The sequence below is a fragment of the uncultured Succiniclasticum sp. genome (genome assembly GCF_902793885.1).
Taxonomy (GTDB): Bacteria; Bacillota; Negativicutes; order Acidaminococcales; family Acidaminococcaceae; genus Succiniclasticum.
This window is the reverse complement of sequence record NZ_CADBFF010000044.1, coordinates 1-7,118: the sequence shown is the minus strand read 5'-3', so window position 1 is coordinate 7,118 and position 7,118 is coordinate 1. Positions and strand designations below refer to the sequence as shown.

Sequence of the window (7,118 nt, the reverse complement as noted above, 5' to 3'; positions counted from 1 at the left end):
TATATCTTGCTGCATAAGAAAAACGCTGACAACACGAAATCGTCAGCGTCTCAAAACTTTATTTTATTTCATTGTCCTCTTGACGGGGAGCGGTTCAAAGATCCACGGCTGTTGAATCATTTACTGTGCAAAATTGGGATTCTTATTTTCAAGTTTTACTTTGCAAATTCAATTTAATCGACCCCACGATATATCTTTAAGTCCTCTAAGAGCGGCTTCACACATACCATCTCTATTTTTATGATGGCCACCGGCTATTCTCTCAATCTGATCTTCATCCAGTTCATAGTCGGCCAGTTCCTCCAGATATGCTTTTGCTTCTTCTTTCGTGATCTCCACGCCTTCCGCTTTGGCCAGAGCCATTAATTCTTCAGCAGTCTTGCACTCCATCGCTTTTTTAATCATTTCTTTTGTGATTTCGTTTTTGTTAATTGACATGATAAATTCCCCCTCGTAACACAAATTAAAAATCCGAGACGGTTCTCTTTTATAATAATACCACAATTCATCATTAAATCTGTGTTTAAATCTGAAACTCTTATATTAATCATAATGATTTTCTATAATTATTGTAAAACAACGGGGCTGTGACAAAACAGGCCCATTGGGCCTGTTTTGTCACAACCCCGTTGAACAGACGCAGATTACAGGTTTACATATTTTTTAAACTCCTGTATGTAATGCCGGGAAACAGGAATATCTTTCTGGGAACAGTTTTCCAGCATCAGCACAAACGTATCATTAAACCACGGAATCACTTCCCTGACTTTGTTGATATTCACGATATAACATTTATGGGTACGGAGGAATCCGTGTCCCTTCAGTTTTTGCTCCAGTTCTTTTAACGGCGTGTTGATTTCGAAAATTCCCTTGTCTGAAAAAACCAGAATGCGCTGCTGTTCGGATTTAATCAGACTGATTTCCGATTCCGCGTTCAGCAGAATCATTTTGTCATTATGCCAGATTGGAAACTTTAAATCACCCGATGAGGCTTGTTTCTCTGAAAGCTGTTTCTGAAGATTGCGGAAGCGCATGATGGACGCAAGAATCCGTTCCTGGGTATAAGGCTTAAGGATGTAATCCAGGGCATGCAGTTCAAACGCGGTGACCGCAAACTGGTCAAAGCCAGTGGAAAAAATTATTTCAGGCGGATTCTTGATAGTAGATTTAATGATTTTTGCTGTCTCAATCCCGTTGATCTGGGGCATCTCAATGTCCAGATAAATCAGGTCCGCCGTATCCTTCTGGAGGAAATCCAGCGCTTCCTGCCCCAGAGAGCATTCCGCGACAATCTCCACGTCCTTGATATTCAGAAGGAGAGACGCCAGTTCCTGCCTGGTCGGGAATTCATCATCTACAACTATTATTCTGATCATTGCGTACTGATCACCTCCTGGATTGGGATTCTCATGGAAACTAAGGTTCCTTTATTTATCCGGCTGCTTATGCGCAGCCTGTTTTTACTGCCGTATAATGTGTTCAGCCGTTTATTTACGTTCGACAGGCCGATGGATTTCTTGGGAACGGAATCATCCAGTATGGTGGCCAGTTTTTCCCTGGCAATCCCCATACCGTCGTCAATCACAGTGATACGAAAATAGGAAGGCTTCTCGTCAATCCGAATGGTAATCTTTCCCCCGGAAATTTTCGGATAGAGACCGTGTTTGATGGCATTCTCCACAAGGGGCTGCAGAATCAGCGCCGGCAGCATGAACGAGTTTTCTGTATTCAGTTCATAATCCACCTGGAGGCGTTCCCTGAAACGCGCCTGTTCCAGATGAATATAGGCGCCGATGTGCTGGAGTTCTTCCCGGATGGTGATCATGGTATCCGCGTCTGCCAGGTTTTTGCGGTAATAATTGGCCAGATCGTTGATCAGCGTTTTCGCGGTCTGGGGCTGCTGCGTGCAGTAATAACTGATCGTGCTCAGCGCGTTAAACAGGAAATGCGGATTGATCTGGGACTGGAGCGCTTTGATTTCCGCCTGCTGCAGCAGGTCCGCTTTTTCTTTGATGTTATGGAACGCCAGCTGTGTCGAGATCATGGTCCCGATACCGTTGATCAGCGTTTCTTCCATCGGCGAGACCCGGTTATCCATAATATGGCCGGCGCAAAGGTAGCCGAACTTTCTCTTATCGTCGTAGAGCGGCACCGTCAGGCAGGCCCGGATTACATCCAGCTTTTCGGTGGGGATGGAGAAATCGCTTTTAAAAAGTTTTGCGAAATCGTTTTTCAAAAACGTGACAAAGGGCGCTTCTGTACGGTACGACGTGAAACCCAGAATTTCATCCATGGAAGTAATGGCCACAAAGTCGAAGGTTTCCGAATCCTTGATAATAATATCGACGGTCTCGGAAGCGCTTTTTTTATCCAGGCCGTTCTGCAAAAAGGAAAGGGTGCTGTTCGTGATTTTTAACGCGATTTTCGCGCTGATGCCTTCAAATTTTTCCTGCTGGTTGTAATAATCTTCCAGAAGACCGATAAAGGAACCCGTGCCCGCCGTTACGCAAAAAAGAAGGGGGAAAATAGCATCTTCCAGCGTGAAGGGGGACGGCAGAAGATCCGGCGGGAGCACAGTCATAAACGCAAGGTTAATTGACGTTAAGGCATAAGCGATCGCGGCGGCGTGCACAAAATTATAATTCTGCTTTTGCAGCCATTTGGATAACATGCCTGCAATAAAACCTTCCCCCACCGTGAGGACAACGGGCATCACAAAGGCGGGCTTAATCAGCGCGACGGAAACCAGGGAAATGATACAGGCCGTTGCCACGCCGGCAGCCGGCCCGCCGATCAGCCCGGCGGAAATCACATAGGTGCTGTGGTTGTTTATCACAACAGTTGGCAGCAACGTGCCGCAAAATAAATCCAGCCCGCCGAAGAAGGAAAAGAACAGCACAAGTTTTACCTTGCTCCGGACCTTCTCGTGCAGCGTGTTAATGGTTTCCCTGATAATCCCCGTGCGGCACAAAACCGAAAACAGGATCAGGACCACGAAGATCCGGGCACACAGATTTGTAAGTATACTATACCAGGCCATAATACCACCATTACAATTTTTTTAACCGGAAAATCGAATGCTCTTTCCGGATTGCTGAAACATCAGCAATCATCGGTAAAGGACATTGTTTTTTCAAAACTATCATATCGTCTGGAAGTTTTTTGCGCAAGTATTTTAATTCCGTATACCGCACAAAAACCTGTTTATTTGTCAACAAAAGGCCCAAAATGAAAAAATAAATCAAAAAAATGTTAATATAAAATTGTCAAAAACACACATATGTGTTTTATTGAACCTTGCAAGAGGGTGTTCGTGCAAACTATTTTAAGCAACAGGAGGCGATAGTATGAAAATCAAAGTAGCTGCAATCCAGATGAACTGCGAACTCGCTAATGTGGACGCGAATCTTGCCAAAGCCGAAGCATTATTAAAGGAAGCAGTTGAGAAGGGAGCGAAATGGGTCATCTTCCCTGAGTTGTTTAATACGGCTTACTGGATACCGAAACAGGACGTGGAACTGGCGGAAGATATTCCGGATGGCCGTACAACCCAGTGGATGATCGAACAGGCCAAAAAGTACCAGATCCTGGTTTCCGGATGCATTCTGGCAACCACCCCCAACAAGGGCATCATCACCGACACCGCCCTCACCGTTAACGAAAACGGCGTAATGGGCACCTACGACAAAGTCCATCTCTGGGACAATGAAGAGCTCCGTTTCCAGAACGGCAGCAAAGTTCCCGCCCCCATCAACTACGGCGACCTGCATATCGGCATGCAGATCTGCTATGAAATCGGTTTCCCCGACATTTCCCGCCTGATGGTGTTGAAAGGCGCCAACGTGATCATCTATCCGGCAGCCTTCGGCCGCGCCCGTTACTATGTATGGGATATCCAGTCCAAAGCCCGTGCGCTGGAAAACGGCATCTATGTAATCGCCGTGAACCGGGCCGGTGTGGATGACAACACCGTATTCCTGGGCGGACATTCCCGCATCGTAGCGCCCAACGGAGACGTTCTCTGTGAAGCCGGCCGGGATGAAGACGCTGTCCTCGTGGCGGAAATCGACATCGATAAATGCACCGAGGCAAGGCGCACCGTTCCGTACCTGCGCGACCTGAACAAAGCGCTGGTAAAATCCGAGTGGGAAAAGATCTGATATAAGGCAATAAAAAATACTCAGTAAAGGAGGAAACACCATGTCATTAAATACATGGATGATATGCGGTCTGGCACTCTATGTGTGCTTTGTAATATACGTTGGCTTTCTGGGCGCCAAAAAAATCAAAGGCTTAAGCGACTTCGCAGTAGCCGGTGAATCCATGGGCCCGATTCCTCTGGGACTTGCCTTCGCGGCCTCGTTCTTCTCCGCCGCGACATTTATGGGTTATGTAGGTTTCTGTTATGCCTGGGGCTCCACCGGCATGTGGATCTTCCTTGCCATCTTCTGCGCTTCAACCCTTGGCTTCATCTTGCTTGCCAAGGGCGTCCGGAACAGTAACGTGGAACTGAAGTCCATCTCTATGGCGGACTGGCTGGCGAAACGTTACAACAGCGACGTGCTGCGCGGTCTGTGCTCCATCGTTTTCATTATCCAGATATTCTACATCGCCGGCCAGTTCTCCGCAGGCGGCTCGCTGCTTTCGGGAATGATTGACGGCCTGGATTACACCACGGCCATCATCGGCGTCACCATCATCACCGTATTATACGTAACCGTAGGCGGCCTCTTCGCCGACGTTTACACCAGTATCGGGCAGATGTGCCTGATGATTTTCGCAGGCGTGTTCGTATTCGTCTCCGGCCTGATGCTCTTCAAGGGCGGCCTGACGGAGGTGTCCGACATCCTTGCGGCCCAGAATCCTTACTTCGTTACCGTAACGAACCCCGGCGCGCTGCACATGTACAGTTACGCCACCATCTTCGGCGTAATGTTCATCGAATTCGCGTTTGCGGGTCAGCCCCAGTTACTGAACAAGATCATGGCGTTAAAGAACCCGAAAGACATGTCCAAGATGATCTGGACCTGGATCTTCGCTTCCTTCTGCTGCCTGCTGGTTATGTTCGGCGGCCTGTACATGCGGGCTATTAATCCGTCCCTTAAGGTTGCGGACAACGCGGTTATCGAATACGTAAAACTGTTCCATCCTATTATCAGTACCATCCTGTCAGTCGCCATCGTAGCGGCGCTGATGTCCACCGCCTGTGGCCTGATTCTGGTTATCACCACTTGCATCAGCAACGACCTGTTCCTGAAGACTTTGGTAAAACACGGGATCATTAACATGGAAGAAGAAAAAGCGGAACGTTTCGCCTACGGCCTGACAAAAATCCTGCCGGCCATTATCGGCGCGATTTCACTGTATCTGGTCTTCAATCCGCCTCCGTTCATGGGCGTTATGGTCTGGATCGGTATCTCCGGCGTATCCGCGGCAACCCTGGCTCCCCTGATTTTCGCCCTGTTCCTGCCAAAGATCGCCAACTCCAAAGCCGCCATCATCGGTGCCATCGTCGGCGAAGGCGTTTACTTCTACCTGTACCTCATCGCCCACATTGAACGCAGCGTCATGGCTGCCGGCGCCTGGGGCGTATTAGTCAGCTTCGTAGTGATGTTTGTGCTGGGCAACCTCTGGAAGAGCGATCTGCCGGAAGCACAGACCCAGAAATAAAGGAGGTTGATCTGCTATGTTGTGGCATAATCCGATGCTAACGGTCTGGCTGGGCGTCAGCATATTTACCATTGTAATTTCCTATGTTCTTTTGAAAAAGTGGTATTAAATACAAAAATCGTAAATACAATTAATTCCTGAGCAGCGGGCTGTAATGCAAAAATGCTGAGCATCCTCCTCAGTAATGCCTATTTTGTTTTCATCTCTTTAACGGGATGTACAGCCTACAATTTCATAGTAGAGGCCAGCGCCTAAATGACGCTGGCTTTTACTTCGTTCAAGCTGACCTGTTATTGACCTGCCAGCAAGATTTATATCAATACGCATATCTTTAATTTATTATATAAAAACAGCCGTGGAAACAAATTTAATTCCACGGCTGTTGAATAGGTTACTAAAACCGATAATATTGCTCATAATCCTTATCCTGCAAACACCGATTTGTGTCATCCAGTATAAGCGTCTTCTGCCCTATTCTTAAAGTTTTGCTTTGCCAGCCAGGCCTTTTCCTCATCATTTTCAGGAATATCAATTCTTTCTATTTTGAAAATCACAGGACGTGTTCCATCATTGCAACAGGCGATCATCATGCGGTCATCGTTTGTCCATCCCTTCATGATAGACCCACCTTGCAGCGCGGCATATACATACCGGCTTATCGCATCCCACGCTTCGCCACAAAACTTGCCGTTCATCAAATGGTAGAAATCATCCTGCTGCGGTGTTCTTCTTAGCAAAAAAGTATCGCCTTTCTTAAAAAAGGGACATGGACCTGATTTTGGATCCGCAAGATATTTTTCCTGATACTCAGTGAAACATTTTGTTTCTAACACTGTTATTCTACACTCATGCTTCATTTTCTGATTCCTCCGCTACATCAAGATTTGTAATAGCACGGTCAGAGAATGAATCAGTTTCCGGGCATCCGCAATGCGCAGCCATCCGCATAGCAAACCTTCCCTCCGCCGGCCACATTTTTCAGCTTTACACCGTCCAGTTCAATGTCTGCCAGCTCCGCCATGTACGCCTCAGCCTCTTCATTTGTAATCTCGCAGCCTTCGGTCTTCGCCAACGCAATCAGCTCGTCGACGGTCTTGCACTGCATCGCTTTTTCAATCATTTCTTTTGTAATTTCGTTTTTGTTGATTGGCATTTTCAGGGCCTCCTTAAGATAAATTTAATGCCTTTCATAAAAATATACATTACAGCATTCCCAAAACTGACACGTAAGGAAACGCTTTGGTTATTATATCACCAAAAGCTTTAGTTAGCAAAACTGGAATTTTCTATACTTAAAACAACAGCCGTGGATGTTGAAGCTCCACGACTGTCGAATAGGTTACTGTAATAAATCTTGCTAATGTTTGTCAAGAGTTTTTTTAAGAAAAATTGAAACTATTGAAAATTAAATAAAGGCGACCTTAACCAGACCTGCTATTGCAGGCCAT

General features: G+C 46.7%; 7 protein-coding genes. 2 read left to right on the top strand and 5 right to left on the bottom strand.

The genetic code is table 11. The annotated features are described in order from the left end of the window. Nucleotides 1–168 precede the first annotated feature (168 nt). From QZV31_RS12645 to QZV31_RS12635, 3 genes are all read right to left on the bottom strand, one after another. Nucleotides 169–438: a DUF2624 family protein gene (locus QZV31_RS12645; RefSeq protein WP_295361296.1), complete on the bottom strand. Its 270-nt coding sequence runs from the start codon at nucleotides 436–438 to the stop codon at nucleotides 169–171. Between the two features lie 206 nt (nucleotides 439–644). Next, entirely contained in the window at nucleotides 645–1,376 is a 732-nt protein-coding gene (locus tag QZV31_RS12640) for a LytTR family DNA-binding domain-containing protein (protein WP_295361293.1), read from the bottom strand. Further along, the gene (locus tag QZV31_RS12635) at nucleotides 1,373–3,040 is read right to left on the bottom strand and encodes a histidine kinase (protein WP_295361290.1); all 1,668 of its coding nucleotides are present in this window, start codon (nucleotides 3,038–3,040) and stop codon (nucleotides 1,373–1,375) included. Before QZV31_RS12635 ends, QZV31_RS12640 begins: the two co-directional genes overlap by 4 nt. Before the next feature lie 307 nt (nucleotides 3,041–3,347). Between QZV31_RS12635 and QZV31_RS12630 the strand changes: the two genes are divergently transcribed. Together QZV31_RS12630 and QZV31_RS12625 are read left to right on the top strand one after the other, a co-directional pair. Continuing rightward, nucleotides 3,348–4,160: a carbon-nitrogen hydrolase family protein gene (locus QZV31_RS12630; protein ID WP_295361287.1), complete on the top strand. Its 813-nt coding sequence runs from the start codon at nucleotides 3,348–3,350 to the stop codon at nucleotides 4,158–4,160. A gap of 40 nt (nucleotides 4,161–4,200) precedes the next feature. Beyond that, the gene (locus tag QZV31_RS12625) at nucleotides 4,201–5,670 is read left to right on the top strand and encodes a hypothetical protein (RefSeq protein ID WP_295361285.1); all 1,470 of its coding nucleotides are present in this window, start codon (nucleotides 4,201–4,203) and stop codon (nucleotides 5,668–5,670) included. Between the two features lie 446 nt (nucleotides 5,671–6,116). Here QZV31_RS12625 and QZV31_RS12620 read toward each other — a convergent pair whose 3' ends face one another. After that, nucleotides 6,117–6,527 carry a TIGR04076 family protein gene (locus QZV31_RS12620; protein WP_295361283.1) on the bottom strand — a complete coding sequence of 137 codons (411 nt, stop codon included), beginning with the start codon at nucleotides 6,525–6,527 and terminating at the stop codon, nucleotides 6,117–6,119. 53 nt (nucleotides 6,528–6,580) lie between these two features. After that, nucleotides 6,581–6,823, bottom strand: coding sequence for a hypothetical protein (locus QZV31_RS12615; protein WP_295361280.1), 243 nt, complete (start codon nucleotides 6,821–6,823; stop codon nucleotides 6,581–6,583). Nucleotides 6,824–7,118: the final 295 nt, after the last annotated feature.

Coding starts and splice junctions, on each gene's coding strand:
- QZV31_RS12630 (WP_295361287.1), top strand. CDS start 3,348: ATGAAAATCAAAGTAGCTGCAATCCAGATGAACTGCGAACTCGCTAAT.
- QZV31_RS12635 (WP_295361290.1), bottom strand. CDS start 3,040: ATGGCCTGGTATAGTATACTTACAAATCTGTGTGCCCGGATCTTCGTG.
- QZV31_RS12620 (WP_295361283.1), bottom strand. CDS start 6,527: ATGAAGCATGAGTGTAGAATAACAGTGTTAGAAACAAAATGTTTCACT.
- QZV31_RS12645 (WP_295361296.1), bottom strand. CDS start 438: ATGTCAATTAACAAAAACGAAATCACAAAAGAAATGATTAAAAAAGCG.
- QZV31_RS12625 (WP_295361285.1), top strand. CDS start 4,201: ATGTCATTAAATACATGGATGATATGCGGTCTGGCACTCTATGTGTGC.
- QZV31_RS12615 (WP_295361280.1), bottom strand. CDS start 6,823: ATGCCAATCAACAAAAACGAAATTACAAAAGAAATGATTGAAAAAGCG.
- QZV31_RS12640 (WP_295361293.1), bottom strand. CDS start 1,376: ATGATCAGAATAATAGTTGTAGATGATGAATTCCCGACCAGGCAGGAA.